At 59.4% G+C, this 15,984-nt stretch carries 17 protein-coding genes; 6 read left to right on the top strand and 11 right to left on the bottom strand.

Annotated features, from left to right (window positions below):
* Positions 1-5: 5 nt before the first annotated feature.
* On the top strand, positions 6-656 hold the full coding sequence (locus SNL23_RS00925; protein ID WP_076015680.1) for a DUF1120 domain-containing protein: 651 nt from the start codon (positions 6-8) through the stop codon (positions 654-656).
* Here SNL23_RS00925 and SNL23_RS00920 read toward each other — a convergent pair.
* Both SNL23_RS00920 and SNL23_RS00915 read right to left on the bottom strand, forming a co-directional pair.
* Positions 643-1,932, bottom strand: coding sequence for a CynX/NimT family MFS transporter (locus tag SNL23_RS00920; RefSeq protein WP_318301354.1), 1,290 nt, complete (start codon positions 1,930-1,932; stop codon positions 643-645). The two genes, SNL23_RS00925 and SNL23_RS00920, sit on opposite strands and share 14 nt — an antisense overlap.
* Positions 1,922-2,581 (bottom strand): FadR/GntR family transcriptional regulator, encoded by a 660-nt coding sequence (locus SNL23_RS00915; RefSeq protein WP_076015682.1) that lies wholly within the window; start codon positions 2,579-2,581, stop codon positions 1,922-1,924. Before SNL23_RS00915 ends, SNL23_RS00920 begins: the two co-directional genes overlap by 11 nt.
* Before the next feature lie 159 nt (positions 2,582-2,740).
* Between SNL23_RS00915 and SNL23_RS00910 the strand changes: the two genes are divergently transcribed.
* Both SNL23_RS00910 and SNL23_RS00905 read left to right on the top strand, forming a co-directional pair.
* A complete protein-coding gene (locus SNL23_RS00910) occupies positions 2,741-3,052 on the top strand; it encodes a type II toxin-antitoxin system MqsR family toxin (RefSeq protein ID WP_318301353.1) in 312 nt (103 codons plus the stop codon).
* Positions 3,049-3,531 (top strand): type II toxin-antitoxin system MqsA family antitoxin, encoded by a 483-nt coding sequence (locus SNL23_RS00905; protein WP_318301352.1) that lies wholly within the window; start codon positions 3,049-3,051, stop codon positions 3,529-3,531. Before SNL23_RS00910 ends, SNL23_RS00905 begins: the two co-directional genes overlap by 4 nt.
* 61 nt (positions 3,532-3,592) lie before the next feature.
* Here SNL23_RS00905 and SNL23_RS00900 read toward each other — a convergent pair whose 3' ends face one another.
* From SNL23_RS00900 to SNL23_RS00885, 4 genes are all read right to left on the bottom strand, one after another.
* Positions 3,593-4,357, bottom strand: a complete 765-nt coding sequence (locus tag SNL23_RS00900; protein ID WP_003171943.1) for an amino acid ABC transporter ATP-binding protein — start codon at positions 4,355-4,357, stop codon at positions 3,593-3,595.
* A gap of 10 nt (positions 4,358-4,367) precedes the next feature.
* Positions 4,368-5,465, bottom strand: a complete 1,098-nt coding sequence (locus SNL23_RS00895; protein WP_318301351.1) for an amino acid ABC transporter permease — start codon at positions 5,463-5,465, stop codon at positions 4,368-4,370.
* A gap of 10 nt (positions 5,466-5,475) precedes the next feature.
* The gene (locus tag SNL23_RS00890) at positions 5,476-6,657 is read right to left on the bottom strand and encodes an amino acid ABC transporter permease (RefSeq protein WP_167662858.1); all 1,182 of its coding nucleotides are present in this window, start codon (positions 6,655-6,657) and stop codon (positions 5,476-5,478) included.
* Between the two features lie 72 nt (positions 6,658-6,729).
* Entirely contained in the window at positions 6,730-7,761 is a 1,032-nt protein-coding gene (locus SNL23_RS00885; RefSeq protein WP_076015685.1) for an amino acid ABC transporter substrate-binding protein, read from the bottom strand.
* A gap of 347 nt (positions 7,762-8,108) precedes the next feature.
* On the opposite strand from SNL23_RS00885, the gene SNL23_RS00880 reads away from it, so the two are divergent.
* The 3 genes from SNL23_RS00880 (at position 8,109) to SNL23_RS00870 (ending at position 11,613) form a co-directional block, all read left to right on the top strand.
* The gene (locus SNL23_RS00880; RefSeq protein WP_318301350.1) at positions 8,109-8,765 is read left to right on the top strand and encodes an alpha/beta hydrolase; all 657 of its coding nucleotides are present in this window, start codon (positions 8,109-8,111) and stop codon (positions 8,763-8,765) included.
* Positions 8,766-8,861: 96 nt separating this feature from the next.
* Positions 8,862-10,349, top strand: coding sequence for an ATP-dependent RNA helicase RhlB (gene rhlB, locus SNL23_RS00875; RefSeq protein WP_318301349.1), 1,488 nt, complete (start codon positions 8,862-8,864; stop codon positions 10,347-10,349).
* 127 nt (positions 10,350-10,476) lie between these two features.
* A complete protein-coding gene (locus SNL23_RS00870; RefSeq protein ID WP_318301348.1) occupies positions 10,477-11,613 on the top strand; it encodes an NAD(P)/FAD-dependent oxidoreductase in 1,137 nt (378 codons plus the stop codon).
* Positions 11,614-11,714: 101 nt separating this feature from the next.
* Here the strand turns inward: SNL23_RS00870 and moaE are convergent, their stop codons facing one another.
* From moaE to SNL23_RS00845, 5 genes are all read right to left on the bottom strand, one after another.
* Entirely contained in the window at positions 11,715-12,164 is a 450-nt protein-coding gene (gene moaE, locus SNL23_RS00865) for a molybdopterin synthase catalytic subunit MoaE (protein WP_318301347.1), read from the bottom strand.
* A 2-nt stretch (positions 12,165-12,166) separates the two neighbouring features.
* Positions 12,167-12,409, bottom strand: a complete 243-nt coding sequence (gene moaD, locus SNL23_RS00860; protein ID WP_076015690.1) for a molybdopterin converting factor subunit 1 — start codon at positions 12,407-12,409, stop codon at positions 12,167-12,169.
* Complete coding sequence (moaC, locus tag SNL23_RS00855; protein ID WP_010170404.1) at positions 12,406-12,879, bottom strand: cyclic pyranopterin monophosphate synthase MoaC; 474 nt, start codon at positions 12,877-12,879, stop codon at positions 12,406-12,408. Before moaC ends, moaD begins: the two co-directional genes overlap by 4 nt.
* A gap of 144 nt (positions 12,880-13,023) precedes the next feature.
* Entirely contained in the window at positions 13,024-14,418 is a 1,395-nt protein-coding gene (locus SNL23_RS00850; protein WP_318301346.1) for a PhoH family protein, read from the bottom strand.
* A 349-nt stretch (positions 14,419-14,767) separates the two neighbouring features.
* Complete coding sequence (locus SNL23_RS00845) at positions 14,768-15,892, bottom strand: polysaccharide deacetylase family protein (RefSeq protein ID WP_318301345.1); 1,125 nt, start codon at positions 15,890-15,892, stop codon at positions 14,768-14,770.
* Positions 15,893-15,984: the final 92 nt, after the last annotated feature.

The raw sequence follows: 15,984 nt of genomic DNA, 5'->3' as shown, positions 1-15,984 counted from the left end.
TTTCCATGAAGCGCTTCCTGATCCCGCTCGCGACAGTATCGACACTGGGTTTGAGCACCGTGGCACTGGGTGCCTCCACCATCAACCTGACCGTCGAGGGCTTGCTCTCCCCGACCGCCTGCACACCGCTGCTATCGAGTAATGGCCTGATCGACTACGGCAAGATTTCCCAGAAAGACTTGAACCTTGATCGCGGCACCCGCCTGCCGATCCAGTACCTGGACGTGACCGTCGACTGCAACGGCAACAGTCGCTTTGCCCTGCGCATGCGCGATAACCGAGACGGCACGGCGAACGTCAACAGCGAGATTTTCTACGGCCTGGGCCTGGATAAAAGTGGCAACAAGATCGGGCTCTATTCCCTGAGCTTCGACCCGACGCAAACCGAGGCCAGCCCTTTGCTGGAAGTCTATGGCACCGAATCCACCACTGGCGGATTGGCCTGGCGCAGCGCCAACAGCAACCCGATTGATATCGGCGCGCGCAGCTACCTGGGGTTTACTGATCAAGCCGGGAGCACCACAGGGCCGGCGGCAATCAAGTTTCTCAGCAGTCGGGTGAAGATTGAGACGGTCATCGCCGCCAAGCAGAACCTGGACCTGAGCAGCGAGATCACCATGGATGGCTCCAGTACCCTGGAGGTCATCTACCTCTAGATTTTTCACTGGTGACGCCGACATACAGGGCACGCCCTGCGCCCAGGCCGGCAATGATCGCGCCCAGGCCGATCACCGCGAAAATCCAGCCGGTGGCGTTCCAGCCGCCTGTCCAGTCATGCACCAGCCCTACCGCGAACGGCCCCATGGACGCCAGGGTATAGCCGATACCCTGGGCCATGCTCGACAGGTTGGCGGCCACATGGGAGTCCCGTGAACGCAGCACGATCAAGGTCAGCGCCAGGCTGAACGTGCCGCCCTGGCCCAGGCCCAGCAGAATCGCCCAGCCCCACAAACCGTCCAGCGGTGCATAGAGGCAACCGAACAGCCCACCCAGCGTCAGCACCATCACCACCACAATGGCCAGGCGCTGGTCCTTACCGCGGGTAGCCAGCCAGGGAGCAGCCAGGGAACTGGCCAACTGCACAATCACCGAACCAGAAAGTACCAGGCCCGCCTGGGTCGCGGTCAGGCCACGGCCGATCAGGATCGACGGCAACCAGCCAAACACGATGTAGGCCAGTGACGATTGCAGGCCCATGTACAAGGTCACCTGCCAGGCCAGCGGGTCACGCAGCAGACCTTTCACCCGATAGGCAACCTGGTGGGCACCGTGCTTCTGGCCGACTTGCGGCAGCCAGAACAGCGCCGCGACCAACGCCGGGAGAATCCAGAAACCCAGGCCGATGTTCCAGCTGTCGCCGAAGTAATGGCTGAGCGGCACCGTGGCGCCGGCCGCCAGCGCGGCGCCCAGGCACAACGCCATGGTGTACACGCCGGTCATGGTACCGGCCTGTTTGGCGAAGTCGCGTTTGACGATACCGGGCAACAGCACACCGATGATGCCGATGCTCGCGCCCGCCAGCAGGCTGCCGGCGAACAGCCCGGCTTCACCGAATGAACTGCGCAGAATGATCCCGCAGGCCAGCGTCAGCAGAATCCCCAACACCACGCGCTCGGCGCCAAAGCGCCGGGCCAGGATCGGAGCCAGCGGAGCAAACAGGCCCAAGCACAACACGGGCAACGTGGTGAGCAAACCGGCCTTGGCAGCCGACAAGCCGAGGCTATTGGACACCTCCGCCAGCAGCGGCGCCATGCTCGAAAGCGCCGGACGCAAGTTCAACGCAACCAGGATCAGGCCCAGCAACAACAGCCACGGACGACGCACCACCGGTGGGCTGTGCTGGACTTCATCGTCATCGGCTTCGGCGTCGATCAGCAGTTCTTCAAGGGCGTTTTCTGAACGGGACATGGGGATCTCGGATTCAAGGTTCATTGATCAACTGCCGGGAAAGCGCCTTGGCACGTTCCGGGTCCTGTTGTTCCACGGCATCGAGCAAGGCGCCGTGCAGGTCGAACACCGCTTGCCGGCGCGGCTGGATGTTCAGGGTCTGGCGCAACTGCGCGCCGACGATGCTGGAAAAGTACTGGTAAAGCTCGCTCAAGGCCGGGTTGTGAGCCGCATCCACCAGGCGTTTGTGGAACACCAGGTCGCAGCTGATGTAGTGCTCAAGATCACCGTGGTAATGGTCGCCGCTGGATTTCAGTGCCGCGCGCAAGGCGATCAGGTCTTCATCGGTGCGGCGCAAGGCAGCCAGGCCAATGGCCTCGACTTCAAGAATCTGCCGCGTCTCCTGGGCCTGGACCAGGGTGCAATGGGACAAGGCTTTCATCGCGCCCAACGGGTCGGTCATGGAACGCAAATAGCTGCCGTCGCCTTGGCGGATCTCGATCAATCCGGAGAACGCCAATACGCGCATGGCTTCGCGCACAGTGTTACGGCTGATCCCCAACTCGGCAGACAACTCGGGCTCGGTGGGCAGGCGTTCGCCAATGGCCCACACGCCTTGGGTGATGCGCTGGCGCAACTGTTCGAGGGCTTGGTCGACCAGGGAGCGTTTGATCAGAGGAGCGATGTCTGTCATGGGTTTCGTCCTTTCATCCAATCATAGGATGAATTTTCCTACAGCCTATTCGGAGTTGCCTACAAAGGCAACGCACTAGGGTTCTTGAGGAGGAAAAGGAGCAGTATTTTCGATTGGTAAAATTACCCTCAGAGGGTAATTATTGGACTCAGGTGTCTTATGGAAAAGTACACACCTCATTACGATTTGGCGGTGATAAAGGCGGATGTCAGGCGGCTTGGAAAGCAAGCATTTACTCAAAGCGCACGCCGTTGCGGCGAGGATCTTGATTTAAGCATCGAACAAATGCAGGCGGTCATTTTCGAGTTGAAAAACACGATGTTGTACAAGTCGATGACCACTCATGACGACCATCGAGTTTGGCAAGATGTGTATCACATTCACTCACATGATCTGGAGATCTACATCAAGGTGACCTACCGCACGGATAGTAAACCTCCGGTGATCTCCTTCAAGGAGAAAAACCCATGAAAACAGAGCAATGCTTCAGCTGCGGCAGGCATGACGGAATGCATCACTTCTCAGGACGTAGCGAAACATCGGAAGACAAAGGTTTGCATCGCCGTATAGACGATCTGTCTGGATGGGAGTGCCAGGCATGTGGAGAGGTGATCCTGGACCCCGAAGACGCGGAACGCTATTCAGACCACTGCGATGAAATAGTCCACAGTTTCAGGCAGATGGTCGGCACCGAGATGAAGCGCATACGCCGCAAACTGCACCTTTCACAAAAAGAAACGGTACAACTGCTATCGGGTGGCGGCCACAACGCCTTATCTCGTTACGAGCGCGGTGAGGTATTGCCCCCCAAGTCCCTGGTAGTCCTGATGCGTTTGCTTGAGCGTCACCCCCACTTGCTGGTCGAAGCAAAAATCCTGAGTGAAGGCGCAGATCTTCGTAACTCCGTGCATACGGTACATAAAGAACACGAGACCCTGACCACAACTTGATTGAGGGCAAAAATAAACCCGGCACCAGGCCGGGTTTATTGTTTCAAGCATTACCCATGGATCAATGCAGAATCTGGCTCAAGAACAACTTGGTCCGATCATTCTGCGGGTTGTCGAAGAAGTCATTCGGCGCCGCCTGTTCAACGATCTCGCCCTTGTCCATAAAGATCACACGGTTGGCCACGGTGCGCGCAAAGCCCATTTCGTGGGTTACGCAGAGCATGGTCATGCCGTCTTCCGCCAGGCCGATCATGGTGTCCAGCACCTCTTTCACCATCTCCGGATCGAGTGCCGAGGTCGGCTCATCGAACAACATGATTTTCGGCTTCATGCACAACGCACGGGCAATCGCCACGCGCTGTTGCTGACCGCCGGAGAGTTGGCCCGGAAACTTGTGGGCCTGCTCCGGAATACGCACGCGCTCCAGGTAGTGCATGGCAATTTCTTCAGCCTTGCGCTTGGGCATCTTGCGGACCCACATCGGTGCCAGCGTGCAGTTCTGCAGGATGGTCAGGTGCGGGAACAGATTGAAGTGCTGGAACACCATGCCGACTTCACGGCGGATCGCTTCGATCTGCTTGAGGTCATTGGTCAGTTCCACACCATCGACCACGATGCGGCCCTGCTGGTGCTCTTCCAGACGGTTGAGGCAGCGGATGGTGGTGGACTTGCCGGAACCCGACGGGCCGCACAGCACGATACGCTCGCCCTGCTTGACGTTCAGGTTGATGTCTTTCAACACGTGGAACTGGCCGTACCACTTGTTGACGCCCTGCATCTGAATAATGCCTTCAGGGCTCACAGGCTGTTTGATCGCTTCACTCATCACAAAACTCCTAACGCTTGTGGCCTGTGTCCAGCTTGTGTTCCAAATGAATGGAATAGCGGGACATACCAAAACAGAAAATCCAGAACACCAGGGCGGCGAACACGTAGCCTTCAGTGGCCATGCCCAACCATTTCGGGTCGGCGGCGGCTTGCTTGACGCTGTTGAGCAGGTCGAACAGGCCGATGATGATCACAAGGCTGGTGTCCTTGAACAACGCGATAAACGTGTTGACGATGCCCGGGATCACCATCTTCAGCGCCTGGGGCAAAATCACCAGGCCCATGCTGCGCCAGTAACCCAGGCCCATCGCGGCGGCGGCTTCGTACTGCCCCTTGGGAATCGCCTGCAAACCACCGCGCACCACTTCGGCCACGTAGGCCGACTGGAACAGGATCACGCCGATCAAGGCCCGCAGCAGTTTGTCGATGCCCATGCCTTCCGGCAGGAACAGCGGCAACATCACCGACGACATGAACAACACCGTGATCAACGGCACACCGCGCCAGAACTCGATGAAGGTCACGCACACCACACGAATCGCCGGCATGTTCGAACGCCGACCCAGCGCCAGCACAATGCCCAGCGGCAAGGCCCCGGCAATGCCGACGGTGGAGATCACCAGGGTCAGCATCAAGCCGCCCCATTGGCTGGTGGCCACGTTGGTCATGCCGAAGATCCCGCCGTGGAGCAGGAAGTAGGCAACGATCGGGTACACCACCAAAAAGCTCAGGCCGTAGACCGCCTTGCGGGTGAAGCGCGAAATGAACAACGGCGCCACGCCAACGATGGCCAGCCACACGGTCAGGTCCACGCGCCAGCGCAGGTCGCCGGGGTAGTAGCCGTACATGAACTGCCCGAAACGCTGTTGGATAAACACCCAGCAGGCGCCTTCCTTGGTGCAGTCGGCGCGGGTAGTGCCCACCCAGTTGGCATCGAAGATCGCCCAGCTGAGGATCGGCGGCACTATCAGGTAGATCAGGTAGAACGCCAGCAACGTCAGCAGGGTGTTGAGCCAGCTGGAAAACAGGTTGGCACGCATCCACGCCATCGGCCCGAAGACCTTGTTGGGTGGTGGCATGTCAGGTTTGAAAGTATGAGAAGTCATGCTGGTTTCCTCACCGCTCGATCAGCGCAATGCGCTTGTTGTACCAGTTCATCAGCAGGGAAATGCTGATGCTGATCGCCAGGTACACGCTCATGGTGATGGCAATGACTTCGATGGCCTGGCCGGTCTGGTTGAGCACCGTGCCGGCAAACAGCGAAACCATTTCCGGGTAACCGATACCGGCGGCCAGTGACGAGTTTTTCGCCAGGTTGAGGTATTGGCTGGTCAGCGGCGGGATGATCACGCGCAGGGCTTGCGGGATGATCACTTTGCGCAGGGTCGGACCGTTGCGCAGCCCGAGGGAGCGCGCCGCTTCAGTCTGGCCGTGGCTGACGGACTTGATGCCCGAACGCACGATCTCGGCGATGAACGCCGCGGTGTACACGGTCAAGGCCAGGGTCAGCGCCAGCAACTCGGGAATCAACACCCAGCCGCCAACAAAGTTGAAGCCTTGCAGCTTCGGCATTTCCCAGTGCAGCGGCGCGCCGAAAACCAGTGCGCACAGTGCCGGGATCACCACCAACAGTGCCAGGCCGACCCAGAATTTATGGAACGGAACACCGGTGGCTTCAAAGCGTTTGTTGGCCCAACGGGTCATCAGTACGATGGCGATAATCGCCACTACAACGCTGATCACAAACGGCCAGAAGCCGTCCGCCGCCAACGCGGCAGGCATGTTCAGGCCACGGCTGCTGACGAAGAAGGTGTCGCCGAAGTTGTGGCTGTTACGCGGCCCCGGCATCGTCAGGAATACCGCGAAGTACCAGAACAGGATTTGCAGCAGCGGCGGAATGTTGCGGAACACTTCCACATACACGGTCGCCAGCTTGTTGATCATCCAGTTGGGCGACAAGCGCGCCACGCCGATGATGAACCCGAGGATGGTCGCCAGGACCACACCGATCACGGTCACCAGCAACGTGTTGAGCAGACCGATCACAAAGACCCGGGCATAGCTGTCCGATTCGGTGTAGTCGATCAGGTGCTGAGCGATGCCGAAGCCGGCACTGCGCTCAAGAAAGTCGAAACCCGAGGTAATGCCCCGGTGTTGAAGGTTGGTTTGCGTGTTGTTGAACAGGTACCAGCCCAACGAGACCACCGCCACAATCGTGATGATCTGGAATAGCCACGCACGCACTTTTGGATCACTGAAGCTGAGCTTCTGTTTTGGTGCGCCGATTTGATTTTGCATTAAGTGCCCCAGGAATAATGGAACAGAACATCACCCGGCGGTTGGCCCACCGGGTGATAGAACCATCAGCGATCAGCGCACAGGTGGTGCGTATTGAATGCCGCCGTTGTTCCACAGCGCGTTCAGGCCACGGTCGATTTCCAGCGGAGTGCTTTTGCCGAGGTTTTTCTCGAACACTTCACCGTAGTTACCCACTTGCTTGACGATCTGTACGACCCAGTCCTTCTTCACTTTCAGGTCTTTGCCGTATTCGCCATCAGCACCCAGCAGACGGGCTACGTCCGGGTTCTTGGTGGATTTGGCTTCAGCTTCGACGTTTTTCGAAGTGATGCCGGCTTCTTCAGCGTTGAGCATGGCGTAGCCAACCCAGCGCACGATGGCCAGCCACTCGTCGTCGCCGTTACGCACGACAGGACCCAGAGGTTCCTTGGAAATGGTTTCCGGCAACACCACGTAATCCTTCGGCGAGGCCAACTTGCTGCGCTGGGCAAACAGTTGGGACTTGTCGGAGGTCAGTACGTCGCAACGCCCGGATTCCAGCGACTTGGCGCTTTCATCGGAGGTGTCGAACGTGATCGGGGTGTACTTCAGGTTGTTGGCGCGGAAGTAGTCGGAAACGTTCAGCTCGGTGGTGGTACCGGCCTGGATGCAGATGGTTGCACCGTCCAGTTCCTTGGCGCTTTTAACGCCAAGCTTGTTGTTAACCAGGAAGCCAACACCGTCATAGTAGGTGATGAAGCCCGGGAATTTCAGGCCCATGCCGGCATCGCGAGAGCTGGTCATGGTGGTGTTACGCGACAGGATGTCGACTTCGCCAGACTGAAGCGCGGTGAAACGCTCCTTGGCATTCAACTGGCTGAATTTGACCTTGGTTGCGTCGCCGAATACGGCAGCGGCAACAGCACGGCATACGTCAGCGTCGATCCCGAGGATCTTGCCACTGGCGTCCGGCACCGAGAAGCCTGGCAGACCGTCGCTCACGCCACACTGCACAAAGCCTTTCTTCTGCACGGCATCCAGAGTGGCGCCAGCCTGGGCGAAACCACTGACACCCAATACGGCAGCCGCGGTCACGATGGCCAGGGTGGATTTCAATACCTTCATTCAAACCTCCAGTTTTGCTCTTGTTGTGTCGGAGCTCAAACCCCACCGCACCCTTATGAGGCGACATCGACCCGTGTTGGCTTTTTTTGGGGTCAAACAGCATGAGGTTTTTGCTTTAAGTCCAGTTGCTATCCCCCAGGCGTCAGTCACTGATAGTGTTACCGCCTGGGGTGAGCCTTGACATCGGGTTTCTCATAGCAAGCCCCGTACCAGACTGGTGGCTGAGTCGTTTCAGCCCATGGTCAAGAGCAAAAGATTCAACCTTGCGACATTCTCTTAACAGATCAACTCGTCGCGCACCGTTCCGACGCACTCAATCGGAGCGCACGCACATTTATGGAGCAGACATGACCGAACCCTTGATTCTTCAGCCCGCCAAGCCCGCAGACGCCTGCGTAATCTGGTTGCATGGCCTGGGTGCCGATCGCTACGACTTCCTGCCGGTGGCCGAAGCCCTACAGGAAAAACTCCTGTCTACGCGCTTTGTCCTGCCCCAGGCGCCGACACGCCCCGTGACCATTAATGGCGGCTATGAGATGCCCAGCTGGTACGACATCAAGGCCATGAGCCCGGCGCGCTCGATCAGCGTTGAGGAACTGGAAGCCTCGGCAAAAATGGTCACTGACCTGATCAAGGAACAAAAAAGCAGCGGGATAGACGCCTCGCGGATTTTCCTCGCCGGTTTTTCCCAGGGCGGCGCCGTGGTGTTCCACACCGCTTTCCTGAAATGGCAGGGCGCATTGGGTGGCGTGATTGCCCTCTCCACCTACGCTCCCACCTTTGGCGACGAACTTGAATTGTCGGCCAGCCAGCAACGAATTCCGGTGCTGTGCCTGCACGGCCAATACGACGACGTGGTGCAGAACGCCATGGGTCGCAGCGCCTATGAGCATTTGAAGTCGCGCGGTGTCACCGTTGCATGGCAGGAATACCCAATGGGCCACGAAGTGTTACCCCAGGAGATACACGATATTGGTGACTGGTTGGCCGCCCGCCTGGGCTGAAAACCACCCATTGTGTAGCCGTATGACCAACGCACTACGCCGCGCCCGATTCTTGCATTACACTGGCCGGCGTACATTCCTTAACCAATTGATGAGATGACCGTGCTCAAAGCACTCAAAAAGATGTTCGGTAAAAGCGAGGCTGAGCAGCTCGCGCCAGGTTCCAGTGCCCCCGCCCACGTTCAAGGCAGCCGCAATGACGGCCAGCAGCCTGGCCGGACCGCACCTGTAGCCTCGCCAAAAAAAGAGCCGGTGACCACACCCGCCACGGTTAACGTCGCTGAAGAGCCAGCCGCCGACCAACCACGCCAGGAGCCACGCCAGGAAAAACCGCGTCGCGAACGCGCGCCGAAACCTGTGGTTATTCCCTGGAAACTGGAAAACTTCGCCGTCGAGCCCCAGGAAGGCAAAACCCGCTTTCATGATTTCAAGCTCGCCCCGGAACTGATGCACGCCATCCAGGACCTGGGTTTCCCGTACTGCACGCCGATCCAGGCGCAGGTATTGGGCTTCACCCTCGCCGGCAAAGACGCCATCGGTCGCGCACAGACCGGTACCGGCAAGACCGCAGCGTTTCTGATCTCGATCATCACCCAACTGCTGGAAACCCCGCCGCCGAAAGAGCGCTACATGGGTGAGCCACGCGCCCTGATCATCGCCCCGACCCGGGAGCTGGTGGTGCAGATCGCCAAGGACGCCGCCGACCTGACCAAATACACCGGCCTCAACGTAATGACGTTTGTCGGTGGCATGGACTTCGACAAGCAGCTCAAGCACCTGGAAGCGCGCCACTGCGACATCCTGGTGGCCACACCGGGCCGCTTGCTGGACTTCAACCAGCGCGGCGACGTGCACCTGGACATGGTCGAAGTGATGGTGCTGGACGAAGCCGACCGCATGCTCGACATGGGCTTCATCCCGCAAGTGCGTCAGATCATCCGCCAGACTCCGCCGAAAAACGAACGCCAGACCCTGCTGTTCTCCGCGACCTTCACCGAAGACGTGATGAACCTCGCCAAGCAGTGGACCACTGACCCGTCCATCGTCGAGATCGAGGCACTCAACGTTGCCAGCGAGAACGTCGAACAGCACATCTATGCCGTGGCCGGCGCCGACAAATACAAGCTGCTCTACAACCTGATCAACGACAACGGTTGGGAGCGGGTCATGGTGTTTGCCAACCGCAAGGACGAAGTGCGGCGCATCGAAGAACGCCTGGTGCGTGATGGCGTGAATGCTGCGCAACTGTCAGGCGACGTGCCGCAGCACAAGCGCATCAAGACCCTGGAAGGTTTCCGCGAAGGCAAGATTCGCGTGCTGGTGGCCACCGACGTGGCCGGGCGCGGGATTCACATCGATGGCATCAGCCACGTGATCAACTTCACCCTGCCGGAAGTGCCGGACGACTACGTGCACCGGATTGGCCGTACCGGCCGTGCGGGCGCTGCGGGCGTGTCCATCAGCTTTGCCGGTGAAGACGATTCGTATCAGTTGCCGTCGATCGAAACCTTGCTGGGTCGCAAGATCAGCTGCGAAACGCCGCCGACGCATTTGTTGCGCCCTGTAGAGCGCAAACGCCCGTAAGGACTACGCCGCATTCTGTAGGAGCGAGCTTGCTCGCGAAAAACGTTAACGATAACGCGTGCATCCTGGATAAACGCGGTGCCACAGAGTTTTTCGCGAGCAAGCTCGCTTTTACAGGAGAGCCCACATGAACCAGGCGGACTACCTCATCATCGGCGGTGGCATCGCTGGCGCATCCGCCGGCTACTGGCTGTCACAACATGCCCGCGTCATTGTGCTGGAGCGCGAGTCGATGCCGGGCTACCACTCCACCGGCCGCTCCGCCGCCCTCTACATCGCCGCCTACGGCACGCCACAGGTACGCGCCCTCACCCTCGGCAGCCGCGCCTTCTTTGATCACCCGCCCACAGGCTTTGCCGAACACCCGTTGCTCACACCCCGTGGTGAAGTGTTGGTGGACTTGATCGGCGATCCCGATGAGCTGCAGCGCCAGTACCTGAGCGCCAAGGCCCTGGTGCCGGAAACGCGACTGCTCGACGTCGAAGAGTCGATGGCCATGATGCCCATCCTGCGCCGGGAAAAAGTCCATGGCGGGATCTACGACCCGACCGTCTGTGACATCGACACCGATGCGCTCTATCAGGGTTACTTGCGCGGCATTCGGCGCAATGGCGGTGAAATCCACACCGACAACAACGTGCAGAAACTGACCCGCGACGTTCAGGGCGTGTGGCTGGTACGCACCGCGCAACAGCATTTCAGCGCCCCGGTGATCATCAACGCCGCCGGCGCGTGGGCCGACCACATCGGTGAGCTGGCCGGCGCACAGAAAATCGGCCTGCAACCCAAACGTCGCAGCGCCTTCGTCTTCGCCCCGCCTGCCGACTTGAACATTCATGCATGGCCGGAGCTGGCCGCCCTCGACGGTTCGTTCTATATGAAACCCGATGCGGGCATGTTCCTCGGCTCACCGGCCAATGCCGACCCGGTAGAGCCCCACGATGTGCAGCCGGAAGAGCTGGACATTGCCACGGGGATCTATCACATCGAGGAAGCCACCACCCTGACCATCCGCCGCCCCGCACGGACTTGGGCCGGGCTGCGCAGTTTCGTCAGCGATGGTGATCTGGTCTGCGGGTTCGATCCACAGGTGGAGGGTTTGTTCTGGATTGCGGCTCAGGGCGGTTATGGGATTCAGACCTCACCGGCCATGGGCCAGGCCAGTGCTGCGCTGGTGCGTGGGAAGCCTTTGCCGGATGCATTGGCGGCGTTCGGGTTGACCGAAGCGATGCTGTCGCCGCACCGGCTGCAAGCCTCGACCTAATCTCTGTGGCGAGGGAGCTTGCTCCCGCTGGAGTGCGCAGCGCTCCCACTTTTTTTGGGGCCGCTTCGCAGCCCAGCGGGAGCAAGCTCCCTCGCCACACGTTATTTCCAGCGGTCAGCGGCAGCGTGATCGCTGTCGCGCCCTTCTACCCAGCGCGGCCCTTCACTGGTGTTTTCCTTCTTCCAGAACGGCGCCCGCGTCTTCAGGTAGTCCATCACAAAGGCGCAGGCATCGAACGCCGCCTGGCGATGGGCACTGGCCGCCGCCACGAACACGATCGGCTCACCCGGCTCGAGAGCGCCGATGCGGTGCAGCACTTCCAGCTTGAGCAGTGGCCAGCGTTGTTCGGCCTCCACGGCGATTTTGCCGAGGGCTTTTTCAGTCATGCCCGGATAGTGTTCGAGGAACATTCCGGCCACATCCAGGCCATCATTGAAGTCGCGCACATAGCCAATAAAACTCACCACCGCACCCACGCCCACATTGGCCGCATGCATCGCGTTGACTTCAGCACCGGGGTCAAATGCCTCGGCCTGCACCCGAATCGCCATGATCAGCCTCCGGTCACGGGCGGGAAGAACGCCACTTCATCGCCGTCAACGAGGGGCTCGTCCAGCGAGCACAGCTCCTCGTTGCGGGCGCACATCAAGCCAGTTTCGTTGAGTACTTCAAAACCGGGGTCGCCCGCCAATGCCTGGCGTACGGCTTCGATCGTGGCGAACTCACCTTCAACCTCCAGCGAGTCCAGGTCCACGGCTTCGCGGTAGCGCGCAAAAAACAGTACGGTAATGCTCATGCCTGGTCCGCCTTGAAATGCCCGCTCTTGCCGCCGAGTTTTTCCAGCAGCCGAATGTTTTCGATGGTCATGCCACGGTCCACGGCCTTGCACATGTCGTAGATCGTCAGGGCGGCGACACTGGCCGCGGTCAGCGCTTCCATCTCCACGCCAGTCTGGCCGGAGAGTTTGCAACGGGCGACGATGTGCACCGCGTCCAGGCCATCGGCGCTGAGTTCAACCTTGACCCCGGTGAGCATCAAAGGGTGGCACAGGGGAATCAGATCACTGGTTTTTTTCGCGGCCTGGATCCCGGCGATACGGGCCACGGCAAACACGTCGCCCTTGGGGTGGGCGCCGTCGACAATCATTTTCAGGGTCTCGGGCAACATGCGCACCCGCGCTTCGGCCACGGCTTCACGGAACGTCACGGCTTTTTCAGTGACGTCGACCATGTGGGCGCGACCTTGGGAATCGAGATGAGTCAGCACAGGGATACTCCTGATCAGGAGCCCCGATTGTAAACCCTGCAGGAGCGAGCTTGCTCGCGAAAAACCAGAGAACAACGCGGGGCACCCGATGCCCCGCGTTTTCGTTGACGTCCTTCGCGAGCAAGCTCGCTCCTACAGGAATGGTTACAGGTGAGATTCGGCGTATTCAGCCAGAATCGAGCGAGGTACCCCTTGCAGCGCGATGTGCACGCCGTTCGGGAAGTCCTTGAAGCGTTCCGTCAGGTAAGTCAGCCCGGAGCTGGTCGCGGACAGGTAAGGGGTGTCGATCTGTGCCAGGTTACCCAGGCACACCACTTTGGAACCGGCGCCCGCACGGGTGATGATGGTTTTCATCTGGTGCGGCGTCAGGTTCTGGCATTCATCGATCAAAATCAGGCTTTGCTGGAAGCTGCGACCTCGAATGTAGTTGAGGGATTTGAACTGCAACGGCACTTTGCTGAGGATGTAGTCGACGCTGCCATGGGTATTTTCGTCATCCATGTGCAAGGCTTCGAGGTTGTCGGTGATCGCCCCCAGCCACGGCTCCATTTTTTCCGCTTCGGTGCCTGGCAGGAAACCGATTTCCTGGTCCAGGCCCTGCACGCTGCGGGTGGCGATGATGCGGCGATAGCGCTTGGTAACCATGGTCTGTTCGATGGCGGCAGCCAGGGCGAGGATTGTTTTCCCCGAGCCTGCGGCGCCGGTCAGGTTGACCAGGTGGATGTCCGGATCAAGCAAGGCATACAGCGCCAGGCTCTGGTAGATATCACGCGGTTTCAGGCCCCAGGCTTCCTGGTGCAACAGCGGTTCCTGATGCAGGTCGAGGATCAGCAGCTTGTCGACCTGGATCTCTTTGATCCAGCCCACAAAACCCTGTTCGTCGATGATGAATTCGTTGATGTGCACAGCCGGCAGGTTGTCGATCAGCTGTACCTGGTGCCAGGTGCGGCCATGGTCCTGACGGGTTTCAACCTTGCTGACGCGATCCCAGAGCGAGCCGGTCATGGTGTGATAACCACGAGACAGCATCGACACGTCGTCGACCAGTTGGTCGGTACTGTAGTCCTCGGCAGCGATCCCACACGCTCGTGCCTTGAGGCGCATATTGATGTCTTTGGTCACCAGCACCAGGCGCAGGTCCTTGTCGCGCGCGTGCAGGTCGATCAATTGGTTGATGATTTTGTTGTCGTTCAGATGCTCCGGCAGCAGGCTGTTGGGCTCGCCGCGCTTGTTCATCAGAATCGACAGCAAGCCCTTGGGCCCGCTTTTGCCACGCTGGATCGGTACGCCCACCTCGACATCGTCGGGGGAGGCTTCGCCGAGGGTCTTGTCGATCAGGCGGATGGCCTGGCGGCATTCGGCGGCAACGCTGTGGTGCCCGCTTTTGAGTTTGTCGAGTTCCTCAAGCACGATCATCGGGATGGCGACGTGGTGTTCTTCGAAGTTAAGCAGTGCGTTTGGATCGTGAATCAGTACATTGGTATCAAGCACATAAAGGATTGGCTGGTCGGAAGAAGGGTTACGTCCATGATCATCCATACTCGGTCACCTTTGTGGGAGCCAGTCGACGCAATACCACGACAGTGCTGCGCCTCGATTCGACCGTCGAACGCACGTGAGGGGCGTCAAGTGCGGTGCACACAAGAGGTGTCTTGGAAGACGCCACCTGTGTTGCAGGTTTCGGCTGTCTGTCTTCGTAATACCGCAAAACACATGACAGGAAAAAGCACTTTGACGCTTTTTTGAAGTTTATTTTTCAGGATGACGAATAGCACTAGGCGAGCCGGCATTGCACCGTTAAAGTCGGAAGTCCGCCTGTATCGAAATATCTCGCAAATTCTCTCCTAAAAAACCTCAGCCCCAACAGGGCCGGGCTTTTTGTGCTTTTTCAGCGAAACGCTTCGCGGCAATCCTGCCAGCCGAGTCCACTTTCTGCCGTAGCGTGTAAAAGCCAGGGTAATGCGATGCGCGCCTTGTCCTGGGTGTCGTGGAATACGATCACTCCGCGCCGCCACAGCAGCATCAGTGTGAGCACGCGGTTGGCCGACTCATCGGCCTTGAGCTTGCCGGGCTCGTCTTCTGAATCGATGTCCCACAACGCCACTTGCAGCCCTTGTGCCTGGAAGAAGCCTTGGCTGTCGGAGCGGCGCTGGCCGTAGGGTGGGCGGAACAGCGGCAGGTAGTTTTCCGGCATCAGGTTTTGGGCCAGGGAAGCGCTGCGGGTGATGGACGACTGCCAGTCGACCCAGTGGCTATGGGAGCGGTATTGCCAGCCCTGGGTACCGACGCACTGGCCCTGGTACAGCGCCTGCACATCGGTGGCCGAGCTTTTCTCGACGCGGGTTTGCAGGCTGTTGCCGAGCACGAAGAAAAGGCCGTGCATTTTCTGTTTGCGCAGGTAGTCGGTGAGCCAGTCGGTGTTGCCGCTCACGGGGGACGGGCCGCTGTCGAAGGTCAGCAGGAACATCCGGTCGTTGAGTTCGTCGCCGTTGCGTTCGTGATCGCCGAAGCGTGCGATTTCGCTGCTGATCTGGGGGAACAGGGCGGCCTTGCGCAACTGTTCATCCAGGTAGCGTTCGTGGAATGTGCGGCTGGGGCCGGCCCAGCCTATATAGAAGGAGTCGTCGTTCACTTCGAATTTGGCGGCTTGTTCGCGCAGGTCGTCCATGTTTTCCACCAGGTAGCAGAAGGAGGCGTCCTGTTCGCAGCTTTGTTGGGCGAAGGTGTAGTTCTCCAATAGCCGTTGCCACAGTTGGCGGCGCAGGTCGTCGATGGCGGCCAGGTTGATGATCTTCAGGCCCAGGCGCTGCTTGAGGGCAGGCTCGTCGAGGGATTCGCTGGCCAGCAGGGTGTGGGCGAACATCAGGATTTCTGCGCGTGAGGCGACGTCGAACAGGGCGGGGTTGCTGAGGCGTTCGGGCCAGGTGCCGCGGTCCAGGGTTGCGACGTCCACGGGGGCGGCTTGGGCGCCCAGGCAGATGAGCCAGGCTGACAGTAAAAGCGCAATTCGCACGGAGGGTCTCCCTTTCCAGAGTCGTCGGGCACTATAGCCGATCACATTGGGTTGGTTTGTGTGCATATCCGTTGCTGCGGTAACGGCCACTT

The organism is Pseudomonas sp. SED1 (genome assembly GCF_034044025.1).
Classification (GTDB): domain Bacteria; phylum Pseudomonadota; class Gammaproteobacteria; order Pseudomonadales; family Pseudomonadaceae; genus Aquipseudomonas.
This window is presented reverse-complemented; position numbering and strand designations above follow the sequence as displayed.

Excerpts from the sequence above, each read along its gene's own strand:
- rhlB (WP_318301349.1), top strand. The coding sequence starts at position 8,862 with ATGACCGTGCTCAAAGCACTCAAAAAGATGTTCGGTAAAAGCGAGGCT.
- SNL23_RS00905 (WP_318301352.1), top strand. The coding sequence starts at position 3,049 with ATGAAAACAGAGCAATGCTTCAGCTGCGGCAGGCATGACGGAATGCAT.
- SNL23_RS00910 (WP_318301353.1), top strand. The coding sequence starts at position 2,741 with ATGGAAAAGTACACACCTCATTACGATTTGGCGGTGATAAAGGCGGAT.
- SNL23_RS00915 (WP_076015682.1), bottom strand. The coding sequence starts at position 2,581 with ATGACAGACATCGCTCCTCTGATCAAACGCTCCCTGGTCGACCAAGCC.
- SNL23_RS00900 (WP_003171943.1), bottom strand. The coding sequence starts at position 4,357 with ATGAGTGAAGCGATCAAACAGCCTGTGAGCCCTGAAGGCATTATTCAG.
- SNL23_RS00920 (WP_318301354.1), bottom strand. The coding sequence starts at position 1,932 with ATGAACCTTGAATCCGAGATCCCCATGTCCCGTTCAGAAAACGCCCTT.
- SNL23_RS00885 (WP_076015685.1), bottom strand. The coding sequence starts at position 7,761 with ATGAAGGTATTGAAATCCACCCTGGCCATCGTGACCGCGGCTGCCGTA.
- SNL23_RS00895 (WP_318301351.1), bottom strand. The coding sequence starts at position 5,465 with ATGACTTCTCATACTTTCAAACCTGACATGCCACCACCCAACAAGGTC.
- SNL23_RS00880 (WP_318301350.1), top strand. The coding sequence starts at position 8,109 with ATGACCGAACCCTTGATTCTTCAGCCCGCCAAGCCCGCAGACGCCTGC.
- SNL23_RS00925 (WP_076015680.1), top strand. The coding sequence starts at position 6 with ATGAAGCGCTTCCTGATCCCGCTCGCGACAGTATCGACACTGGGTTTG.
- SNL23_RS00850 (WP_318301346.1), bottom strand. The coding sequence starts at position 14,418 with ATGGATGATCATGGACGTAACCCTTCTTCCGACCAGCCAATCCTTTAT.
- moaD (WP_076015690.1), bottom strand. The coding sequence starts at position 12,409 with ATGAGCATTACCGTACTGTTTTTTGCGCGCTACCGCGAAGCCGTGGAC.
- SNL23_RS00890 (WP_167662858.1), bottom strand. The coding sequence starts at position 6,657 with ATGCAAAATCAAATCGGCGCACCAAAACAGAAGCTCAGCTTCAGTGAT.
- moaE (WP_318301347.1), bottom strand. The coding sequence starts at position 12,164 with ATGGCGATTCGGGTGCAGGCCGAGGCATTTGACCCCGGTGCTGAAGTC.
- SNL23_RS00870 (WP_318301348.1), top strand. The coding sequence starts at position 10,477 with ATGAACCAGGCGGACTACCTCATCATCGGCGGTGGCATCGCTGGCGCA.